Here is a 21,311-nt window from a genome sequence, read left to right on the forward strand (position 1 = left end):
CCCGTACGCTGGGCGAGATCATCGAGGATGCCGATGTGTTCCTGGGGCTGTCGGCCGGCGGGGTGCTCAAGCCCGAGATGGTGGCCCGGATGGCGGCTCGGCCCTTGATTCTGGCGCTGGCCAATCCGAATCCTGAAATTCTTCCGGAAGATGCGCATGCGGTGCGCGATGACATTGTCATGGCCACGGGACGCTCTGATTACCCGAATCAGGTGAACAACGTGCTGTGCTTTCCTTATATTTTCCGGGGTGCGCTCGATGTGGGGGCCACCACCATCACGCGCGAGATGGAAAAGGCGGCGGTCATGGCCATATGCAAGCTGGCCCGCGAAGAGCAGAACGATGTGGTGGCGGCGGCCTACGGTACCTACGGCGTCGCCTTTGGGCCTGAATACTTTATTCCCAAACCTTTTGACCCACGCCTGATCGTACGGATTGGCGTGGCGGTTGCCAAAGCTGCCATGGAAGACGGTGTGGCAACCCGGCCACTGGCCGACATGGAAAGCTATGCCGAACAGCTGCAACAGTTCGTGTACCGCTCGGGTTCTTTCATGAAGCCCTTGTTTTCTGCTGCCAAGCAATTGGTGCGCGAGGGCGGCAAGGCACGCATCGTCTTTACCGAAGGCGAAGAAGAGCGTGTGCTGCGCGCTGTGCAGATTGTTGTAGATGAAAAGCTCGCCAGGCCCATCTTGGTGGGGCGGCCAGCAGTGCTGGCCGATCGCATCCGGAAGTTCGGTTTGCGTTTAACGCTGGGCCAGGATGTCGAGGTGACCAATCCTGATTATGACGAGCGCTTTCATCGCTACTGGACCACTTATTGGGAACTTATGTGCCGCCAGGGTATCAGTAAAGAAATGGCCCGTGTTGAAATGCGCCGCCGCCTGACCCTGATCGGCGCCATGATGGTACACCTGGGTGATGCCGATGGTATGGTTTGCGGTACGGTGGGATCTTATGCCAATCATCTGCAGTTTATAGACCAGGTATTGGGCAAGGCTCCGGGTGCGAAAACCTACGCAGCCATGAATATTCTGTTGCTGGCCGAACGCGTTATTGCCTTGGCCGATACACATGTCAACGATAACCCCGATGCTGAGCAGATCGCCGATATCACGCTTGCCGCCGCTGGCGAAATGCGACGCCTGAACATGGAGCCCAAGGTGGCCTTGCTGTCACGTTCCAATTTTGGTTCAGGCAGTTCCTTGTCGGGTGCCAAAATGCAGCAGGCGCTGGCTTTGATCCGCGAGCGTGAACCTGGGCTGGAAATCGATGGTGAAATGCATGGCGACTGTGCGCTCGATGAATCACTGCGTCAACGCATACTGCCTTCGACCACCCTACAAGGAGAAGCCAATTTGCTGATCTGTCCCAATGTAGATGCCGGGAACATCGCTTATAACTTGCTTAAGACAGCGGCAGGCGGAAATGTGGCTGTAGGCCCCTTTTTGCTAGGAGCAAATGCGCCCGTTCATATCCTGACATCCAGTTCCACCGTGCGTCGTATAGTGAATATGGCAGCGTTAACGGTGCTTGATGCAAATATGCCGCGCCATGCCTGAAGCCGCAAAGCGTGAGCCGGTAGGACTGGTACTGACCGGAGGCGGGGCCCGTGCTGCCTATCAAGTGGGCGTTTTGGCGGGCATACTTGAAATACTGGATCCCGACCGGTCTCCTGGTTTCGTCAATCCTTTCGATATCATCTGCGGCTCATCGGCGGGTGCCATCAATGCGGCGGCCATGGCATGCCGTGCCAATGACCCCCATCTTGCCGCAGATAGATTGCAAAAGCTATGGAGTAATCTGCATACGGGCGATGTCTATCATGCCGATGCGGCTGGCTTGCTGCGCACGGGTTTGCGCTGGTTTGCCATGCTGGGATTGGGCTGGCTATTGCCCCACCTGCGCGACCGGCAGCCTCGTTCGTTGCTCGACAATACGCCTCTGGGCAAGCTGCTGTCGAACACTCTGGACTTTGATCACCTCCAGGCCAATCTGGGTAGTGGCGTCTTGAGCGCTCTGGCTATCACGGCTACCGCCTATACCACTGGCGAGCACCTGACCTTCTATCAGTCGCACGGCGTCATCAAGCCCTGGCAGCGCTCATTGCGGCAGGCTGTGCCCTGCAAAATCGGCATCGATCATTTGCTTGCGTCCAGTGCCATACCCTTTATCTTTCCTGCTCAGGCCATGCTGATACGTGGCCAGACGCAGTGGTGTGGCGACGGCTCCATGCGGCAATTGGCCCCCATGAGCCCGGCAATTCATCTTGGTGCCGAAAAAATCGTGGTGATCGGTACGGGCTACAAGGATGATACACACCCAGAAGAGAGAGATCTCAAGCCCAAATATCCCACTCTGGCCCAGATTGGCGGCCATGCGCTATCCAATATTTTCCTGGATAGTCTGTCCATGGATGTGGAAAGGACGCAACGTCTCAACGAATTATTGGCCCTGGTGCCCGAAGAAGCGGCCAACAGCCTGGCTTTACGGCCTATTCGCACCTTTGTCGTGACACCCAGCAGCTCTCTCGATGATCTGGCTATGGCGCATCTGGAACAACTTCCTCGCGCTGCACGTACCCTTTTTCGCGTCCTTGGTGTATCGTCGGCTTCCAGAGCCCGGACAGGCGGCGCGCTGATCTCGTATTTGTTGTTCGAGGCCAGCTATACGCAGGAGCTCATCCGTCTTGGACGAGCCGATAGTCTGAGCCGTGTTGACGAAGTGAAAGCGTTTTTCAAGGAGACGCCAGTATGAGCCAAGCGCAGTCATTGCAAAAAAAGTTGCAAAAAGGCGGTTTGATTGATTTGCCTGCTGCCTCTCGTGAAGAAGCTGTAAATACTGCGCGTCAGGCCGGTATGACTGCTTTTGTGGTCGACTGCGACCGCGCCAGAAGTCGGTCTGCGGTGTTGCGTGCTGTGGTCAAGGCCGTTGATTTTCCCGAATACTTCGGAGGCAATCTGGACGCCTTGTACGATTGCTTGTGTGATACGGTTCTGGATCACAAGCAGGGGCTGTTTTTGTGGTTTCACAATTTGCACTCGGGCGACCCGGCTTTGGCCGAAGACTCGCAGGCCATCCTCCAGGTATGTGGCGATGCCGCGGAGTTCGCCGCCAACAACGAGCGTTGTTTTGCCTATGCGGTGGTGCATGCTGGCAAGCATCCAGACCCCGAGCCCGGGGTAGATCCTACGCCTTATTCTGGCGGCGCCGAGGCCTGATACGGCTGCCTGGTAAAAGTTCAGTTCCAGCCGCGCAGGGCGCTGACCGCGGCGATCAACGCCAGGCCGGCAGTTTCGGTGCGCAATACGCGTGCACCGAATCCCACGGGTGTCATATGGTGTTTTTCTATTAGCGCCAACTCTTCATCCGACCACCCCCCTTCGGGGCCGACCACCAGTGTCAGTGCTGTGCCGGCGTCCTGGGCTGCCTGTGCCAGCGTACGGGCACTGCCTGGATGGCAAAACAGAATTGAACTGGGCTCGGCCTCTGACGAGACAACAAATTGCTGCAGCGACAAGGGCGACGCCACTTCCATGATGCGGTTGCGTCCACATTGTTCGCTGGCGGCCTGGGAAATTCGGCGCCAGTGCTCCAGGCGCTTGCGCAGCCGTTCGCCGGACAATTGCAGTACGCTGCGCTGTGCCGCCAGGGGTACGACGCGGGATGCGCCCAGTTCGACGGCTTTTTCAATCACCCAGTCCATCTTGTCGCCCGAGGGGATGCCCTGGACCAGGGTGATGCGACCGGCCAATTCCGCCTCGATGGGCTCATGGTCGCCCAACTGGGCATGGGCCTGCTTTCCATTTATCTCGAGGTTTGCGGTGTACTGGCCGCCCTGACCATCAAAAAGAACGATGTCGGAGCCGGCTTTCAGGCGCAAGACCCGTACTGCATGATGGGCTAGTGCGGCCGGCAGTTCGATGCGGGTATTGGGTGATAGCGGCGTAGCGCAGTAAAAACGTGAAATGGCCATGATAGGCATACAAATTGCAAGTGACGACCCCCAGATCATAACCCCGTCCACAATGGTAAAATCGGAGGCTTTGTAAACTAAAGCGGCCTATTTTCGGCTGATGCTTCCTGCGAGTTTTAAATGAGCCTTACGCTTGCCCAAGATACTTCCATGGCCAATGCCATTCGCGTGCTTGCCATGGACGCGGTTCAACAAGCCAATTCAGGCCATCCTGGTGCCCCGATGGGTATGGCTGATATCGCTCAGGCGCTCTGGACGCGCCATCTGCGCCATAATCCGACCGACCCGGCCTGGGCAGACCGCGACCGCTTCGTGCTCTCGAACGGCCATGGTTCTATGCTCATTTATGCACTGTTGCATCTGACCGGTTATGACCTTCCTATAGAAGAGCTCAAGAATTTCCGCCAGCTGCATTCACGCACACCCGGCCACCCCGAGGTCGGCATTACGGCTGGTGTCGAAACTACCACAGGGCCATTGGGCCAGGGTCTGGCCAATGCCGTAGGCATGGCGCTGGCTGAAGCCTTGCTGGCGCAAGAGTTCAACCGCGAGGGCCACGAAGTCGTCGATCACTACACCTATGCTTTCGTGGGCGATGGCTGCCTGATGGAAGGTATTTCGCACGAAGCCTGCTCATTGGCCGGTACGCTCAAGCTATCCAAGCTGATCGTTTTTTACGATGACAACGGTATTTCCATCGACGGGCGGGTCGAGAATTGGTTTGGCGACAATACCCCCCAGCGCTTCGAGAGCTACGGCTGGAACGTGCTGGCCGATGTCGATGGTCACGATGTGGCCGCTGTTGATGCCGCCATCGTCAAGGCCAAGGCTTTGGCCGAGCAAGGTAATGGCCCCACATTGATTTGCTGCCGGACCATCATAGGCAAGGGTGCGCCCACTGCGGCAGGAACCGAAAAAGTGCATGGTGCCCCACTGGGTGCTGCTGAAATCCAGGCATGCCGCGAGTCACTGAGCTGGCCGCACGAACCCTTTGCGGTGCCCGCCGAGGTTTACGATTACTGGGATTGCAAGGAAAAAGGCCAGCAACAGCAGGCCGAGTGGCAGACCCGCTTTGATGCCTATGCCCAGGCTTTCCCCGCTGAAGCGGCTGAGCTTCAGCGTCGCCTGACGGGCGATCTGCCGGCTGATTTTTCCGAGCAGGCACGCCTGTTTGTCGAGGCTACCAACCAGAAGGCCGAAACCGTTGCCACGCGCAAGGCTTCGCAACTGGCTATCGCCGCGTTTGTCGAGCTGTTGCCCGAAATGCTGGGCGGCTCAGCCGACCTGACCGGCTCCAACCTGACCGACTGGAAGGGTGTGCAGCCCGTGCGTGCTGGACAGGAACATCTTCAGTTTGGCCGTCATATCAACTACGGTGTACGCGAGTTCGGCATGGCGGCTGTCATGAATGGTATTGCCTTGCATGGTGGTTATCTGCCTTTCGGCGGTACGTTCCTGACTTTTTCCGATTACTCGCGCAATGCCTTGCGCATGGCTGCACTGATGAAGCAGCGCGTAGTGCATGTGTTCACACACGACTCCATCGGTCTGGGCGAAGACGGCCCCACGCACCAGTCCATCGAGCATGCGGCCAGCTTGCGGCTTATTCCCAATCTTCATGTATGGCGTCCTTGCGACACCACCGAAGCTGCCGTTGCCTGGTCCTGCTCCATCCAGCGGCCAGTCAGTGTGGGCATGACTGTACGCGATGGCGGTCCCAGCGCCTTGTTGTTGTCGCGTCAGAACCTGCCGTTCGTGGAACGCAATGAACAGGCTTTGGCGGGTATTGCGCGTGGCGGCTATGTGCTGCGTGATGCGCAAGACGCAAAAGCCATCATTATTGCCACTGGTTCTGAAGTTGCCCTGGCGCTTGCTGCGCAAGAGCAGCTGGCTGTCAAGGGCATAGCCGTGCGAGTTGTCTCCATGCCGTGTACCAATGTATTCGATGCGCAAGACCAGCAATGGCGTGATACTGTTTTGCCCAAAGGTTTACCACGTGTTGCTATTGAGGCGGGCGCGACCGGAGGCTGGTATAAATATGTGGGTCTGGATGGCGCCGTATTGGGCCTCGATACCTACGGCGAGTCGGCTCCGGCCGGCGTGTTGTTCAAGCATTTTGGCCTGACCGCCGAGCACTTGGCTGCGGCAGTTGAACGAGTTTTGTAAAACAGGAGAGTAGCAATGACGATTCGCGTGGCGATCAACGGTTATGGCCGCATAGGCCGCAATATTTTGCGGGCCCACTACGAAAGTGACAAATCGCACGATATTCAAATCGTGGCGATCAATGATCTGGGCAACCCTAACACTAACGCTCACTTGACCCGTTTCGATACTGCGCACGGCAAGTTTCCCGGCACGGTAACGGTCGATGGCGATTACATGGTCGTCAATGGCGACAAGATCCGCGTGCTGGCCAATCGCGATCCTTCGGCCCTGCCATGGGGCGAGCTGGGCGTAGACGTTGTGCTGGAGTGTACCGGCTTCTTTACCAGCAAGGAAAAAGCCAGTGCCCACCTCAAGGGCGGCGCCAAGAAAGTCATTATCTCGGCTCCGGGCGGCAAAGACGTCGACGCGACCATTGTGTACGGCGTCAACCACGAAGTACTCAAGGCCAGCGACACCGTCATTTCGAACGCGTCGTGCACCACCAACTGCCTGGCACCACTGGTTCAGCCGTTGCACCAAAAGCTGGGTATTGTCAGTGGCTTGATGACCACGATTCATGCCTATACCAACGACCAGGTGCTTACCGACGTCTACCACGAAGACTTGCGCCGCGCTCGCTCTGCCACACACAGCATGATCCCCACCAAAACCGGTGCGGCATCTGCGGTTGGTCTGGTATTGCCTGAACTGAATGGCAAGCTCGATGGCTACGCTATCCGTGTCCCCACCATCAATGTGTCCATCGTCGATCTGTCTTTTGTCGCTGCGCGCGATACCACGGTCGATGAAGTCAATGGCATCCTGAAGGCCGCCGCCGAGTCCGGTCCCCTCAAAGGCATCTTGCAGTACAACGAAGAACCTTTGGTCTCGGTCGACTACAACCACGATCCCGCCTCCAGCACGGTCGATGCTGGCCTGACCAAAGTCTCCGGCTCGTTGGTCAAGGTTTCGTCCTGGTACGACAACGAGTGGGGGTTCTCGAACCGCATGCTCGATACCACCGTGGCCCTGATGTCAGCAAAATAAAATAGTATGACTACTGTCAAAACCTTGTCCGAACTGGCCAAGACTGATGCCTTGGCCGGCAAACGTGTCTTTATTCGGTCCGATCTGAACGTGCCGCTTAAAGACGGTCAAATCACCGAAGACACGCGCATACGTGCCTCGGTGCCTGCCATACGTATGGCCCTCGACGGTGGAGCCGCCGTCATGGTGACGTCGCATCTGGGGCGTCCCTCCGAGGGAACGGTAGGCCCTGACGATACTTTGGCGCCTGTGGCTCGCCGTCTGTCCGAGCTGTTGGGACAGCCCGTCACCCTGGCTACCAATTGGGTCGATGGTGTCAAGCCCGAGGCCGGACAAGTGCTGCTGCTTGAAAACTGCCGTTGCAACGTGGGCGAAAAGAAGAACGACGAGGCGCTGTCCCAAAAGATGGCTGCCTTGTGCGATGTGTATGTCAACGATGCATTTGGCACGGCGCATCGCGCAGAGGCCACAACGCACGGCATCGCACGGTTTGCCCCGGTTGCTTGCGCAGGTCCTTTGCTCGAGGCCGAGCTGAAGGCGTTGGGCCGTGCACTGGAAAATCCCAAACGCCCCCTGGTGGCGATTGTGGGTGGCTCCAAGGTGTCGACCAAGCTGTCCATATTGCAGGCGCTTGCAGGCAAGGTTGATCAGTTGGTGGTGGGTGGCGGCATTGCCAATACCTTCATGCTGGCGGCGGGCCTGCCCATAGGCAAGTCTCTGGCCGAGCCCGAGCAGCTCGACCAGGCGCGTGCCGTCATCGATATGATGAAACAGCGTGGTGCGGCCGTGCCTATCCCCACTGATGTCGTCTGCGCCAAAGAGTTCAGCCCAACAGCAACTGCTACCGTCAAGCCCGCCGATCAGGTGGCCGATGACGACCAGGTGCTCGATATCGGCCCTGAAACGGCGCAGCAGCTGGCAGGTATTCTGAAAAAAGCCGGCACGATCGTATGGAATGGCCCGGTAGGGGTGTTCGAATTCGACGCATTTGCCGATGGCACCAAGGTGGTATCGCAGGCAGTGGCCGAATCGGATGGTTTTTCCATTGCAGGGGGTGGCGATACCCTGGCCGCCATCGCCAAGTATCATATTGCCGACAAGGTCGGATATATTTCGACCGGAGGCGGGGCTTTCCTGGAGTTTCTCGAAGGTAAAACCCTGCCTGCCGTCGATATACTGCAGCAACGCGCTCAAGCCTAAAAAGCCGGCTATGTCCAGTCAAACACGTCTAGTCCGCAGCCATCCCGACGAATTGCTCGTGGGCCTGGTGTCTGTGTCCGACCGCGCCACCAGTGGCGTCTACCAAGACGAAGGTCTGCCGGGTTTGCGGTCATGGCTGGATACTGCTCTTACCCGTTCGGCCCAGTGCGCAATGCGTCTGGTGCCTGACGAGCCGCAGCAAATATCGGCTGCCTTGGTCGAGCTGGTGGACGAGCTCGGTTGTGATCTGGTGCTGACCACTGGCGGTACAGGCCCGGCCCGTCGCGATGTAACACCCGAAGCCACGCTGGCGGTTGCCACCAAGGAGATGCCGGGTTTTGGTGAGCAGATGCGTCAAATCAGCCTGAAGTTCGTACCAACGGCAATTTTGTCGCGGCAAGTGGCTGTCATACGGGAAACGGCCGGCCACGCTGCCTTGATCATCAATCTGCCAGGTCAGCCCAAGGCGATCAGGGAAACCCTGGAGGGCTTGAAGGATGCCGACGGAAGGGTGCAGGTTCCGGGTATTTTTGCTGCGGTTCCCTATTGCATCGACCTGATTGGTGGGCCTTACATCGAAACTCACGAGTCGGTGATCAAGGCTTTTCGTCCCAAGTCGGCCATCCGATCCGCCTAGGCCCGCTTGCAGGGCAACGGCCGTGAACAGCCTGTATCCTATGGATACTTGATAGCGCAAAGCCTTCCTGACATTCAGGTAAAATGTTTGTTATCCCTTTAAATTGATTTCAGGAGTCTATTCATGGCCCTTGTTTCCATGCGCCAGCTGCTCGACCATGCAGCCGAGAACGGCTATGGCATCCCCGCGTTTAACGTCAACAATCTGGAACAGGTTCAGGCCATTATGGAAGCCGCGGCCGAAACTGATAGCCCGGTCATCATGCAGGCGTCAGCCGGCGCCCGCAAGTATGCGGGCGAGGGTTTTCTGAAGTACCTCATTCAGGCTGCGGTTGAGTCTTATCCGCACATTCCAGTCGTGATGCACCAGGACCACGGCCAGTCGCCCGCCATCTGCAAGGGCGCCATCGACCTGGGTTTTTCCAGTGTCATGATGGACGGCTCGCTTAAAGAAGACGGCAAAACCATTGCCGAGTACGAATACAACCTCGACGTGACCCGTCGCGTGGTCGAGATGGCGCACAAACTGGGTGTCACCGTTGAAGGTGAACTGGGTTGCTTGGGTTCGCTCGAAACCATGAAGGGCGACAAGGAAGACGGCCACGGTGCAGAAGGCACCATGACCATAGAGCAACTGCTGACCGACCCTGAGCAGGCTGCTGATTTTGTGCGCCAGACCCAACTCGATGCGCTGGCTATCGCCATTGGTACCAGCCACGGTGCATACAAGTTCACTCGCAAGCCCACCGGCGACATTCTGTCCATTTCCCGCATCAAGGAAATCCACAAGCGTCTGCCCAATACTCACCTGGTCATGCATGGCAGCTCCAGCGTACCGCAAGATCTGCTGGCTGAAATCCGCGAGTTTGGCGGTGACATGAAAGAAACCTATGGCGTGCCTGTCGAAGAAATCCAGGAAGCCATCAAGTTCGGCGTGCGCAAGGTCAACATCGATACCGACATCCGCCTGGCCATGACAGGTGCGATTCGCCGCTATATGGGCGAAAATCCATCCAAGTTCGACCCCCGCGAATACCTGAAGCCCGCTCGCGAAGCCGCCAAGCAAATCTGCAAGCAGCGTTACGAACAGTTTGGCACAGCCGGCAATGCCAGCAAAATCAAGCCCGTAAGCTTGTCCGAAATGGCAAAACGCTATGCTGCGGGTGAGCTGGCCCAAGTCGTTCAATAAGCACGACAAGCCGTTCTACCAGGGCCTGTCAGCAGGCCCTTGTTTCTTTTTTAGGATAAATCGTGGTCAAGGCTTTACATCAATCAAGCATTACTTCGTTGCCCCTGCTTGCACGAGGCAAAGTACGCGATATGTATGCGGTGGGCGATGACAAATTGCTGATTGTGGCCTCTGACCGCATTTCTGCTTTCGATGTCATTCTTGATGATCCTATTCCGGGCAAGGGCCAGGTACTGACCGAGTTGACCGAGTTCTGGCTCAAGAAGCTGGCACATATCCTTCCCAATCATTCCACAGGCATCGACCCCCAAGACGTCGTCACCGAGCACGAGCGCGAACAGGTGGCAGGCAGGGCGGTGGTCGTCAAGCGTCTCAAGCCTATCCTGGTCGAAGCGGTTGCGCGCGGCTATCTGATTGGCTCGGGCTGGAAAGATTATCAAAGCACAGGCAGTATCTGCGGCATTGCCTTGCCCCAGGGCCTGCAGCAGGCCAGCCGTCTACCAGAGCCTATTTTTACACCTGCCGCCAAGGCGGAGTTCGGTGAGCACGATGAAAACGTTGATTTCGATTACGTTATAAAGCAGGTCGGCAGCGAACTGGCTCAAACCATACGCTCGACCACCTTGCAGCTGTACTCCGAAGCCGCGCAATTTGCGGCTGACAAGGGCATTATCATTGCCGACACCAAGTTCGAATTCGGCCTTGATGAGCACGGGCAGCTGCATCTGATGGATGAAGTCCTTACACCGGATTCGTCCCGTTTTTGGCCAGCCTCCGGCTACGCGGTGGGTATCAGCCCTCCCTCGTTCGACAAACAGTTCGTGCGTGACTGGCTCGAAACCCAGGTATGGGATAAAACCCCTCCAGCTCCGCGCCTGCCGGCAGAGGTCCTCGAAAAAACGGCGGATAAATATCGTGAAGCCGCTACCCGGTTGATGGCCTGATCTTGAATACCGATATAGTGGAGTTCAACATGAGCGATACAGCACAGCAAAGCGCAGAGTCATCCGTCGTGGGCGTGATCATGGGCTCATCCAGCGATTGGGATGTCATGCAGCACGCCGCTGCCATACTCGATGAATTCGATATCACCCACGAAATCCGCGTTGTGTCGGCGCACCGCATGCCGCACGATATGGTCGAGTATGGTGCCCATGCCGCCGAACGGGGCCTGCGCGCCATTATTGCCGGTGCAGGTGGGGCGGCCCATTTGCCGGGCATGATGGCGGCACTGACCCCGGTGCCGGTCTTTGGCGTGCCTGTCCCATCGCGCTATCTGAGGGGCGAAGACTCACTCCTGTCCATCGTCCAGATGCCCAAGGGCGTGCCCGTGGCCACCTTTGCCATAGGCGAGGCGGGTGCAGCCAATGCGGCCCTGCATGTCGTGGCTTGCCTGGCAACCACCGACGCAGCCCTGCAGCAGCGCCTGATTGCCTTTCGGGCCCGGCAAACCGAGGTGGCCAGGTCCATGGTCGTACCGCCGCATGTAACCCTGTAGCGGGTATAGAAAGCCGCAGCGGCTCGCAAGTTCTTTTTTGCATTTATTGTTCACGGATGGCATTTTCATGAGTCAAGCCTCACTTCCTTCCTCCGTTGTGCCGGGCGACTGGCTGGGTATTCTTGGGGGTGGCCAGTTGGGGCGCATGTTCTGTCATGCCGCCCAAAGCCTGGGTTATAAGGTGGCTGTACTCGACCCCGACGAGCACAGTCCGGCAGGCGCTGTTGCCGACCTGCACATTCAGGCCGGTTATCAGGACGAGGCCGCACTGGCTCGTCTATCCGAACGTTGCAAGGCCATCACCACCGAATTCGAAAACGTACCGGCGCTCAGCCTCGAGACGCTCGCAGACAACGTGCGAGTCAGTCCGGCTGGCGCAGCGGTCGCTATCGTCCAGGATCGTATCCAGGAAAAGGCTTTTATCCGCAAAGCTGGCGTGCCGGTTGCCCCTTATGTTGCTGTACGTCAGTCTGAAGATATCGTCACTGCGCCCGACACCCTGTTTCCAGGAATTTTAAAGGTCGCCCGTTTGGGTTACGACGGCAAGGGGCAGGCGCGGGTGAGCAGCCGCGCCGAGGCCATGGCCGCTTTCGAGGGTTTCCAGCAGGCCGAATGTGTGCTGGAAGCCATGCTGCCTTTGGCAAGCGAGCTGTCAGTGATTCTGGCGCGTGGTTACGATGGCAAGGTGGCACTTTTTCCATCGGCCCAGAACGAACATCGCGACGGTATTCTTGCCGTATCCACGGTTGATGACTCATTGCTTGATGCCTCGCTTGCCGGGCAGGCGGCCGATGCCGCGGTCTCTATTGCTCAGGCGCTGGAGTATGTAGGGGTGCTGTGTGTCGAGTTTTTTGTGTTGCGCGATGGCAGCCTGGTGGCCAACGAGATTGCTCCGCGTCCGCATAACAGTGGCCATTTCACCATGAATGCCAGCGCCTCCAGCCAGTTCGAGCAACAGGCCAGGGCCATGGCGGGCTTGCCGCTAGGCAATACCGACAGTCTGTGTCCGGTTGTCATGTTGAATCTGTTGGGCGACCTCTGGTTTGCTGAAAACAGCGGAACAGCGCGTGAACCCGACTGGGCTGGTGTATTGGCGATACCGGGTGCCAAACTGCACTTGTACGGCAAGGCTCAGGCGCGCCCAGGCCGCAAGATGGGCCATGTAAATGTTCTGGGCGCCACGCTTGCCGAAGCGCGCGTCCGGGCACAGCAAGTGGCTCAGATTCTGGGTATAGAGTTTCGTCCATGAGCACCCTGGCATCGTCTGTTGCTCCGAATATGGAACAACAATTGAGTGCAGCCGCTCAGCGTTTGGCGCAGGGTGGGCTTGTCGCCTTCCCCACCGAGACGGTCTATGGGCTGGGGGCCGATGCCGAAAATCCGCAGGCTATTGCCCGTATTTATGCAGCCAAGGGTCGTCCGGCCAATCACCCGGTGATCGTACATGTGGCGCCCGAAGCCGACCTGAGCTATTGGGCCGCATCCATACCTGCCGAGGCGAGGATATTGATACAGGCATTCTGGCCTGGTCCGCTGACCTTGATTCTTCCGCGTGCGGCACATATCCCCGCCGCAGTCAGTGGGGGACAGGACAGCATAGGCTTGCGGTGTCCATCGCACCCTGTCGCTCAGGCTTTGTTGCGCCAGTTCGCCCGCGAGAAACCCAACGGCCAGGGTGGCGTGGCAGCGCCATCGGCCAACAAATTCGGGCAGGTCTCACCGACGCACGCGGAGCATGTATGGTCCGAGTTTCCTGAACTGGGTGCTGATCAATTGTTAGTGCTGGAGGGAGGCCCGTCCGAGGTAGGTATTGAGTCCACGATTGTGGACGTTTCCAGGATCGAGTCAGGTATGGGGCCAGTATTGTTGCGTCCAGGCCATATCTCGGCAGCGCAGCTTGCCGCGGTACTGGGTGCGCCACCAGCGCGGCCTGATGACCACGCACCCCAGGTATCGGGTTCGCTGAAAGCGCATTACGCACCGCACACACCCTTGCAAGTATTGCCGCTAAGCTTGCTGTTGGATGCCGTCCGGCAGGGCGGGTCAAATCAGGCTCGCGGGCGCACGGCGGTAGTGGCATTCAATCCTGTCCAGTTCGACGCCTTACCTGGTGTGGATACACTGATATGCAATGCCGACCCGGCTGCTTATGCGCGCGAGCTATATGCCTTGTTACGTCGACTGGATGCGCAGGGCTATGCACGCATCCTGATGGAGCAGCCTCCGCGCACGGCCGATTGGCAGGCTGTCAATGACCGCATTGGCCGGGCGGCAGCCGCTTTTTCATAGGCGGTTTAAAAATTCCGTTAGCGCTTGTGTGACGCGTTCAGGCTGGTCGCGTTGCGGAATGTGACCGCACTTGGGCAAAATGCAAAGTTCTGTGTGCGGAGCCAGGCGTTTGATACCGTGGATCTGGTCCAGGCTGCCGTATTCGTCGCCTTCTCCCTGGATGGCCAGAATTGGACAGCGTATTTGCGGAACCAATGCTTCGATATTCCAGTTTCGAAACTCAGGCTTCAGCCAGGTGTCATTCCAGCTCCAGAAAACTGAAGCGGGATCCTGATGATAGCGCCCAAGCTTTTGCTCCAGGTCGGTGGCCAGATACAGCTCGCGTGCGATCTGAATGCCTTTGAGGGTGATATCTTCAACGAAAATATGTGGGGCCGCCACAGCTATTCCTTTCAGACGATTGGGGTATAGGGCGGCGTACAGCAAGGCTATCGAACCGCCATCACTGTGGCCGAACAGCACGGGGCGTTCGTCGTCCAGTCCCAGTGCGCTGAACAGTGCGGGCAGCGCCTGTTCAGCCTCGATGTGCAAGTAGTCGGGTGAGCGCGGCTGAGACAGCGGGCGCGGTGTGCTTTGTCCGTAGCCATAGCGCGAGAACACCAGCCCTCGGCAGTTGGCAGCCTTGCATACTTGTTCTGGCCAGTCTTTCCACATGGATACTGATCCAAGGCCTTCATGCAGGAAAACCAGCAATGGGGCTGCGCTGATATCGGGATTGATCCACTGGCACTCGAGGACGATATCGTTGCCTGTATGGACGATGGGGACTAAAGCGGTGGTGCGGGCGATGGCTGGCATGGATTCCTGATGTTCCGGCGGGGCGGCACTTTAGATTTATATTAAGGTTAAACTACTTCGTTTTACTGGTTATCAGAAGGTGTTTGGGCCTTGCCATGAAATTTAGTGAGTTTACAGTTGGAATGGTCATCAAGCATGGCCCTGTTATTGTCGACGAAGCCGAGATGCTGGCATTCGCCAAATCGTACGATCCGCAGTGGTTTCATATTAACCCCGAGCAGGCCAAAGAGGGCCGCTGGGACGGTTTGATTGCCAGCGGCTGGCTGACCTGCAGTCTGGCCATGCGCATGGCTGTCGACGCCGCGCTACAGAACTCTGAATCGTTTGCATCGCCTGGCCTTGAGCGTTTGCGTTGGCTTCTGCCTGTGCGTGCTGGTGACGCCTTGCGTCTCGAGGCCACAGTCGATTCGCTGCGCACCTCATCCTCACGCAGCGATCTGGGAATATTGCGCTGGACCTGGCGTGTATTCAACCAAAAAGACGAACAAGTCCTTGAGGTTGAAGCCACCAGCTTGTTTGACCTGGGCGCAGAGCCTCGATAATGCAAAAAGGCAGCTCACAATAAGCTGCCTTTTTCGATGCTGTATTCGGCATGGGGGCATTTCAGCGTATGCATGCCCTCATGCTGGCGTGGCATCAGGCCTAGAAGAATGCCTGCAGTCCGGTCTGGGCGCGACCCAGAATCAGAGCATGCACGTCGTGCGTGCCTTCGTAGGTATTGACCACTTCAAGGTTGACCAGGTGGCGTGCAACACCGAACTCGTCGGATATCCCGTTGCCGCCCAGCATGTCACGGGCAAGGCGGGCGATATCGAGCGCCTTGCCGCAAGAGTTGCGCTTCATGATCGAGGTGATCTCGACGGCGGCGGTGCCTTCGTCTTTCATGCGTCCGAGTCGCAGGCAGCCTTGCAGTGCCAGCGTAATTTCCGTTTGCATATCAGCCAGTTTTTTCTGGATCAGCTGATTTTGTGCCAGAGGGCGGCCAAATTGCTTGCGATCCAGGGTGTACTGGCGAGCGGTATGCCAGCATGCCTCGGCAGCGCCCAGGGCGCCCCAGGCTATGCCGTAGCGGGCCGAGTTAAGACAAGTGAAGGGGCCACGCAAACCGGTGACTTTAGGTAGCATCTGCTCGGCGCCGATCTCGACCTCGTCCATGACGATTTCGCCGGTAATGGAGGAGCGCAGGCCCACCTTGCCATGAATGGCAGGGGCCGACAGGCCCTTCATGCCTTTCTCGAGGATGAAGCCACGGATCTTGCCGTCGTCGTCGCCGCCCACTACTTTGGCCCACACGACGAATACATCGGCGATGGGCGAGTTGGTGATCCACATTTTGTTGCCGCTGACCTTATAGCCGTTGGCAGTTTTGACCGCACGGGTCTCCATGCCGCCTGGATCGGAGCCATGATTGGGCTCGGTCAGGCCAAAACAGCCTATCCAGGCGCCGCTGGCCAGCTTGGGCAAATACTTTTGTTTTTGCTCTTCGCTGCCGAATTCGTTGATGGGCACCATGACCAGTGAGGATTGAACGCTCATCATGGAGCGGTAGCCTGAATCGACGCGCTCAACTTCACGGGCGATCAGGCCATAGCTGACGTAGTTCAGTCCGGCGCCACCATATTCTTCAGGGATAGTGGCACCCAACAGCCCAAGTTCGCCCATTTCAGCAAAAATGGCTGCGTCGGTTTTTTCGTGACGGAAGGCATCGAGAACGCGGGTTGCGAGTTTGTCCTGCGCATAGGCTTGCGCAGCATCGCGCACCATGCGCTCTTCTTCGGTAAGTTGGGTATCCAGCAACAGGGGGTCTTGCCAGTGAAAGGAGGGGGCTGCCGACATAGTGGGCTCCGTTGGGTAAGTTGAATTTACAGTGTTTCTGGGTTGGCCGGTGCGAGCAAGCTGTCAGGACTGCGACGCCAGGGCTTTTTCCCGTATTTTTTGCAATGTTGTTGTGGGTGAAATTGCTTGTGGATCGATCAGGCAATGCAAGATGGCGGGTTTGCCGCTGGCCAGGGCTCGTTCGAAAGCCGGTGCAAACTGCTCGGTGGTTTCCACGCGTTCGCCGTGGCCGCCAAAAGCCTGCGCATAGGCTGCAAAATCAGGATTTTGCAGCTCTGTGGCCGACAGGCGCGCAGGATAATGGAGTTCCTGGTGCATGCGTATGGTGCCATACATGCCGTTGTCGATCAGCAAAACGATAATCGGCAACTGATACTGGACGGCAGTGGCGAACTCCTGGCCGTGCATCATGAAGCAGCCGTCTCCGGCAAAGCATATGACTGTTTTGGATGGATCTATACGCTTGGCGCCAACGGCAGCAGGCAAGCCGTAGCCCATGGATCCTGATGTGGGAGCCAGTTGAGTGCCATAACGTGTGAAACGATGAAAGCGATGCAGCCAGGTTGCGTAATTGCCTGCACCGTTGCACATAATGGCGTCTTCTGGGAGTACCGAGCGCAAATAACTCATGACCTGACCCATTTGCAGTTGCCCCGGGTGCGTGATCTTTTGCGGATCAGTCCAGTTCAGGTAGCTGGCGCGTAGCTGATCGCGCTCGCCAGACCAGGCAGGTGCTTGCGGCGCCGTCAGCGAGCCCAGTGCCTGGGCAAAGGCAATGGGCGATACATTGATGCCGATATTGCTGCGATAAACGCGGTTCAGCTCACTGACGTCGGGGTGCACGTGGATCAGGGTCTGTGCAGGAACAGGTATGTCGAGCAAGGTGTAGCTTTGGCTTGCAATTTCCGACATGCGTCCGCCTACCAACAGCACCAGATCGGACTCTTTGATATAGCGCATCAGTTCGGGGTTGCTGCCCAGGCCGACATCGCCAACGAAGCATGGGTGGGCGGTGGAAAACAACATTTGCCGGCGGAACTGCACCGCAACCGGCAGTTGATGGCTGGTCGCAAAATCGGCAAATTGGTCGACAGCTTGCTGGTTCCAGCGGGTGCCCCCGAGGATGGCGATGGGTTTTCGGGCCTGGCCAAGCTGCTGTGCGAGGGCCTCAAGCTGCTGGCTCGAAGGCGCACTTTCAATGACTTCGTATCGAGGAGCGTCGCTGACTTCGGCGATTTCGACCAGCATGTCTTCGGGCAAGGCAATCACAACGGGACCCGGGCGACCCGAGGTAGCTACGTGAAAGGCACGTGAGACAATTTCAGGGATGCGTTCGACCTGGTCTATTTCGGTGGCCCATTTGACCTGAGTGCCGAATACCGCGCGGTAGTCCATTTCCTGGAAAGCCTCTCGTTCGCGCATGCCGCGTTCGATCTGGCCCACGAACAGGATGAGCGGTGTGGAGTCTTGTTTGGCAATATGTATGCCAGCCAGGGCATTGGAGGCGCCAGGCCCACGCGTGACCATGCAGATGCCGGGTTTGCCGGTCAGTTTGCCATAAGCATCAGCCATCATGGCTGCGCCGCCTTCCTGACGGCATACGGTGACTTGTATGGCGGCATCGTGCAGTCCGTCGAGGACGGCGAGGTAGCTTTCGCCAGGCACGCAAAAAACATGCTCGGTGCCTTGCGCAAGCAGTTGATCGACAAGAATGTGTCCGCCCAGGCGTGGGCGCAGTGTGGTTTCGGGGCTGGCGTTCATAGTATGAGGATAATGTGCGTTGTATGCACAACGCAATTGATAAAATTGCACAATGTCTTGCTGTTTGTGCAAGACTAGCCATAAAGTGCCGCAAGCTTTGATTCTAACCTTGCGGCGTAAATTGCGTTGAATTGCGACTTGAGTTGCATGCCATGAGGTCGAAGCAGGGTGATCAGGGTATATGAGAAACGGAATTCCACATTTGGGTGCTTTACAGGCATTTGAGGCGACAGCGAGACTGGGCTCATTTTCCAGGGCGGCCGAAGAGCTCTCGCTTACACATAGTGCAATCTATCGTCAGGTCACCGGGCTGGAAGAAAGATTGGGCGTGCAGCTGCTGACACGGGTGCGTCGTCGGGTGGCGCTGACTGATGCCGGCGCCGAGTATGCCGCTCGTGTACGGCATCATCTGGAACAACTCGAAAAAGACACTTTTGGTCTGATATCGCGTTCAGGCATGGGACGAAGCCTGCATATTGCCGTGTTGCCCACTCTGGCAACCACTTGGTTGCTGCCACGTCTGCCTGAGTTTCAACAACAGCATGCTGACATTGCCATCAGCCTTTCTGTACGCACCCTGCCTTTCCAGTTCAAGGATCACCCATTCGATGCGGCTATTTATCACGCAGCGCAGATATGGCCCAGTACTGCCGGAATCAAGCTGTTCGATGAGGGTGAGCTGCTGCCTGTTTGTATTCCCGAGCTGCTGGATCGGCGCCAGGACTCGGCTCAGGGCATGAGCGGCCTGGTTCATTTGCATATGAGCTCGCGCCCCGATGCCTGGCGGCACTGGTATCAGGCCCAGAATAAAGAGTACATTCCCATGATCAGCGGCGGGCCACGCTATGAACTATTCACCATGACACTTGCGGCAGTCAAGGCCGGGCTCGGGGTGGCGTTGGTTCCTCGATTCCTGGTACAGGACGACATCGCTGAAGGCAGGCTGGTGACGCCTGCCGAGGGAGTCTTGCAAGTGCGGGAAGCTTATTTCTTCAGTTATCCACTGGTCAGCGAGCGGTCTGAAGCGCTGGCTTCTTTTGAATCGTGGCTGGCCGCAGCCGCACATTCCAGCAAGGAGTTTGTATGAGCAGCATTCAGGCCCCGCATGTCGTCAGGGCTGGTTTTGTTGGCCGGCAATACAAGCAGGCCGGGTGGCGAGGTCTGGCCGGCATGTTGGCTGTTTTGCTGGCATGTCCGGCTGTCTGGGCAACGGGAGTGCCAGAGCTCTTGTTGAAGGCTGTCAATGAAACGCCGGTAATTCAGCATAAAGAAGACATTAACCCGGAAATCGCAACGGGCAGGCGGGAATCGCAGCAAGCTCACGCCGAACACTATATGGTCAGCAGCGCCAATCCTCTTGCCACGCAAGCGGGTGTGGCCATTCTGGCTGAAGGCGGGAGTGCGGCCGATGCGATTATTGCTGCCCAGTTGGTGCTTAACCTGGTCGAGCCGCAGTCCTCGGGTATCGGAGGCGGTGGCTTTCTCATCGGCTACGACGCAGCAACACAAAAGGTGCAAGCTTATGACGGGCGTGAAACTGCTCCAGGTGCCGCGCGTAGCACCCGCTTCATGCAAGGGGAGCAAGCCATTGCTTTCAAGGATGCTGTAAATAGCGGTCTATCGGTGGGTACCCCGGGTTTGCTGCGCATGCTGGGGCAGGTGCATGCCGAGCATGGCAAGCTGGAATGGGCCAGGCTTTTTGAACCGGCAATCGAGCTGGCAGAGCAAGGTTTTGAAGTGTCGCCCCGCTTGCATGCCATGTTGGACCAGAATACCGAGCTGCGCCGGCAAGCAGCGGCTGCTGCTTATTTTTACGATGAAAAAGGGCTCGCCTGGCCTGTAGGGCATGTCTTGAAGAACCCGGCGTTTGCACAAGTGCTGCGTCGTGTTGCGGCCACTGGGCCTGACGCTTTCTACCAGGGTAAGATTGCTCACAATATCGTGGATGCGGTCGCCGGGCATCTGGTGCCGGGTGATTTGAGCCTGCAGGATCTGACGGCTTATCGCTCAATAGAGCGGGAGCCTCTCTGTGCGCCTTACAAGGTGTATGTATTGTGCGGCGTTCCGCCACCCAGCTCAGGCCCGCTGTCCATTATTCAAATGATGACGATACTGTCGTATACGCCTATTGCTGATCTGGTGCCGGGCTCTGCAGGGGCAGTTCATTATTTTTCTGAGGCAGGCCGGCTGGCTTTTGCCGATCGGGCTGTGTATTTGGCTGACCCTGATTTTGTCGAGGTCCCGGTCAAGGCCTTGCTGGATCCTCAATATCTGCGCCTGCGTGCCGATTTGATCATGCCCAGGCGAACCATAGGCCAGGCACCGCCGGGCGACCCTATCGGGATGCTTGCCGTGCGTGGAGAAGATGTGTCTCCCGAATTGCCGTCCACAACGCATATTGTGGCGGTGGATAGCGAAGGCAGTGTGATGTCCATGACCAGCAGCATAGAGTCTGCGTTTGGCAGCAAGATATTTGTCGACGGTTTTCTACTGAATAATCAGCTGACTGATTTTTCCTTGTCGGATGTCGACGCCCAGAACAGGCCGGTGGCCAATCGACTGGAACCGGGCAAGCGCCCACGGAGTTCGATGTCACCCATGTTGGTGTTGAAGGATGGCAAACCTTATATGGCGATAGGCTCTCCAGGCGGGGCTTCGATCATTAATTTTGTAGCCAAGGTACTGGTTGGCGTCCTGGACTGGGATTTGAGTTTGCAAGAGGCGATCGATTTACCTAATTTCGGTAGCCGAAATTACGCTACGGATTTGGAGAAGGGCACTGTTTTACGCGATGTTGCCGACGATTTACGGGCTATGGGGCATGAAGTGCGGGAGGTCGATTTTCCCAGTGGTCTGCAAGGAATTCGATTGACGCCTGATGGGTTGGAGGGCGGTGCGGATCCGCGTCGGGAGGGCGTGGCCGCGGGTGGGTGAAC

General features: G+C 57.5%; 19 protein-coding genes. 15 read left to right on the plus strand and 4 right to left on the minus strand.

Annotation, left to right across the window (positions count from 1 at the left end):
• The 3 genes from ERD84_RS06800 to ERD84_RS06810 form a co-directional block, all read left to right on the plus strand.
• Positions 1 to 1,559: phosphate acyltransferase (locus ERD84_RS06800; protein WP_130038903.1), on the plus strand; the 1,559-nt coding region annotated here is incomplete at its 5' end.
• The gene (locus ERD84_RS06805; protein WP_130038904.1) at positions 1,552 to 2,754 is read left to right on the plus strand and encodes a patatin-like phospholipase family protein; all 1,203 of its coding nucleotides are present in this window, start codon (positions 1,552 to 1,554) and stop codon (positions 2,752 to 2,754) included. The genes ERD84_RS06800 and ERD84_RS06805, both read left to right, overlap by 8 nt.
• Positions 2,751 to 3,218, plus strand: a complete 468-nt coding sequence (locus ERD84_RS06810; protein WP_130038905.1) for a barstar family protein — start codon at positions 2,751 to 2,753, stop codon at positions 3,216 to 3,218. Before ERD84_RS06805 ends, ERD84_RS06810 begins: the two co-directional genes overlap by 4 nt.
• Before the next feature lie 20 nt (positions 3,219 to 3,238).
• On the opposite strand, the gene ERD84_RS06815 is transcribed toward ERD84_RS06810, so the two are convergent.
• Positions 3,239 to 3,973 carry a 16S rRNA (uracil(1498)-N(3))-methyltransferase gene (locus tag ERD84_RS06815; RefSeq protein WP_130038906.1) on the minus strand — a complete coding sequence of 245 codons (735 nt, stop codon included), beginning with the start codon at positions 3,971 to 3,973 and terminating at the stop codon, positions 3,239 to 3,241.
• Positions 3,974 to 4,093: 120 nt separating this feature from the next.
• On the opposite strand from ERD84_RS06815, the gene tkt reads away from it, so the two are divergent.
• From tkt to ERD84_RS06860, 9 genes are all read left to right on the plus strand, one after another.
• Positions 4,094 to 6,139: a transketolase gene (tkt, locus tag ERD84_RS06820; RefSeq protein ID WP_130038907.1), complete on the plus strand. Its 2,046-nt coding sequence runs from the start codon at positions 4,094 to 4,096 to the stop codon at positions 6,137 to 6,139.
• 15 nt (positions 6,140 to 6,154) lie between these two features.
• Positions 6,155 to 7,168 (plus strand): type I glyceraldehyde-3-phosphate dehydrogenase, encoded by a 1,014-nt coding sequence (gene gap, locus ERD84_RS06825; RefSeq protein ID WP_130038908.1) that lies wholly within the window; start codon positions 6,155 to 6,157, stop codon positions 7,166 to 7,168.
• A 6-nt stretch (positions 7,169 to 7,174) separates the two neighbouring features.
• A complete protein-coding gene (locus tag ERD84_RS06830; protein ID WP_130038909.1) occupies positions 7,175 to 8,368 on the plus strand; it encodes a phosphoglycerate kinase in 1,194 nt (397 codons plus the stop codon).
• A gap of 10 nt (positions 8,369 to 8,378) precedes the next feature.
• On the plus strand, positions 8,379 to 9,005 hold the full coding sequence (gene mog / locus ERD84_RS06835) for a molybdopterin adenylyltransferase (protein WP_130038910.1): 627 nt from the start codon (positions 8,379 to 8,381) through the stop codon (positions 9,003 to 9,005).
• Between the two features lie 123 nt (positions 9,006 to 9,128).
• Positions 9,129 to 10,193, plus strand: a complete 1,065-nt coding sequence (gene fba / locus ERD84_RS06840) for a class II fructose-bisphosphate aldolase (RefSeq protein ID WP_130038911.1) — start codon at positions 9,129 to 9,131, stop codon at positions 10,191 to 10,193.
• 62 nt (positions 10,194 to 10,255) lie between these two features.
• Positions 10,256 to 11,137, plus strand: a complete 882-nt coding sequence (locus ERD84_RS06845; protein ID WP_130038912.1) for a phosphoribosylaminoimidazolesuccinocarboxamide synthase — start codon at positions 10,256 to 10,258, stop codon at positions 11,135 to 11,137.
• 29 nt (positions 11,138 to 11,166) lie between these two features.
• Positions 11,167 to 11,691: a 5-(carboxyamino)imidazole ribonucleotide mutase gene (gene purE, locus ERD84_RS06850; protein ID WP_167667351.1), complete on the plus strand. Its 525-nt coding sequence runs from the start codon at positions 11,167 to 11,169 to the stop codon at positions 11,689 to 11,691.
• 67 nt (positions 11,692 to 11,758) lie between these two features.
• A complete protein-coding gene (locus ERD84_RS06855) occupies positions 11,759 to 12,940 on the plus strand; it encodes a 5-(carboxyamino)imidazole ribonucleotide synthase (RefSeq protein ID WP_130038913.1) in 1,182 nt (393 codons plus the stop codon).
• A complete protein-coding gene (locus ERD84_RS06860) occupies positions 12,937 to 13,980 on the plus strand; it encodes an L-threonylcarbamoyladenylate synthase (protein ID WP_130038914.1) in 1,044 nt (347 codons plus the stop codon). The genes ERD84_RS06855 and ERD84_RS06860 overlap by 4 nt, the downstream gene beginning before the upstream one ends.
• On the opposite strand, the gene ERD84_RS06865 is transcribed toward ERD84_RS06860, so the two are convergent.
• Positions 13,975 to 14,778 carry an alpha/beta fold hydrolase gene (locus ERD84_RS06865; protein WP_130038915.1) on the minus strand — a complete coding sequence of 268 codons (804 nt, stop codon included), beginning with the start codon at positions 14,776 to 14,778 and terminating at the stop codon, positions 13,975 to 13,977. The two genes, ERD84_RS06860 and ERD84_RS06865, sit on opposite strands and share 6 nt — an antisense overlap.
• 95 nt (positions 14,779 to 14,873) lie before the next feature.
• On the opposite strand from ERD84_RS06865, the gene ERD84_RS06870 reads away from it, so the two are divergent.
• Positions 14,874 to 15,320 carry a MaoC family dehydratase gene (locus ERD84_RS06870; protein WP_130038916.1) on the plus strand — a complete coding sequence of 149 codons (447 nt, stop codon included), beginning with the start codon at positions 14,874 to 14,876 and terminating at the stop codon, positions 15,318 to 15,320.
• Positions 15,321 to 15,420: 100 nt separating this feature from the next.
• Here the strand turns inward: ERD84_RS06870 and ERD84_RS06875 are convergent, their stop codons facing one another.
• Entirely contained in the window at positions 15,421 to 16,614 is a 1,194-nt protein-coding gene (locus ERD84_RS06875; RefSeq protein ID WP_130038917.1) for an acyl-CoA dehydrogenase, read from the minus strand.
• 63 nt (positions 16,615 to 16,677) lie between these two features.
• Positions 16,678 to 18,375: a thiamine pyrophosphate-binding protein gene (locus tag ERD84_RS06880; RefSeq protein WP_130038918.1), complete on the minus strand. Its 1,698-nt coding sequence runs from the start codon at positions 18,373 to 18,375 to the stop codon at positions 16,678 to 16,680.
• Positions 18,376 to 18,556: 181 nt separating this feature from the next.
• Between ERD84_RS06880 and ERD84_RS06885 the strand changes: the two genes are divergently transcribed.
• Positions 18,557 to 19,462 carry a LysR substrate-binding domain-containing protein gene (locus ERD84_RS06885; protein WP_130038919.1) on the plus strand — a complete coding sequence of 302 codons (906 nt, stop codon included), beginning with the start codon at positions 18,557 to 18,559 and terminating at the stop codon, positions 19,460 to 19,462.
• 83 nt (positions 19,463 to 19,545) lie between these two features.
• On the plus strand, positions 19,546 to 21,309 hold the full coding sequence (gene ggt / locus ERD84_RS06890; RefSeq protein WP_130039974.1) for a gamma-glutamyltransferase: 1,764 nt from the start codon (positions 19,546 to 19,548) through the stop codon (positions 21,307 to 21,309).
• The last annotated feature ends 2 nt before the right edge of the window (positions 21,310 to 21,311 follow it).

This window comes from Pollutimonas harenae, assembly GCF_004153685.1.
Classification (GTDB): Bacteria; Pseudomonadota; Gammaproteobacteria; order Burkholderiales; family Burkholderiaceae_B; genus Pusillimonas_C; species Pusillimonas_C harenae.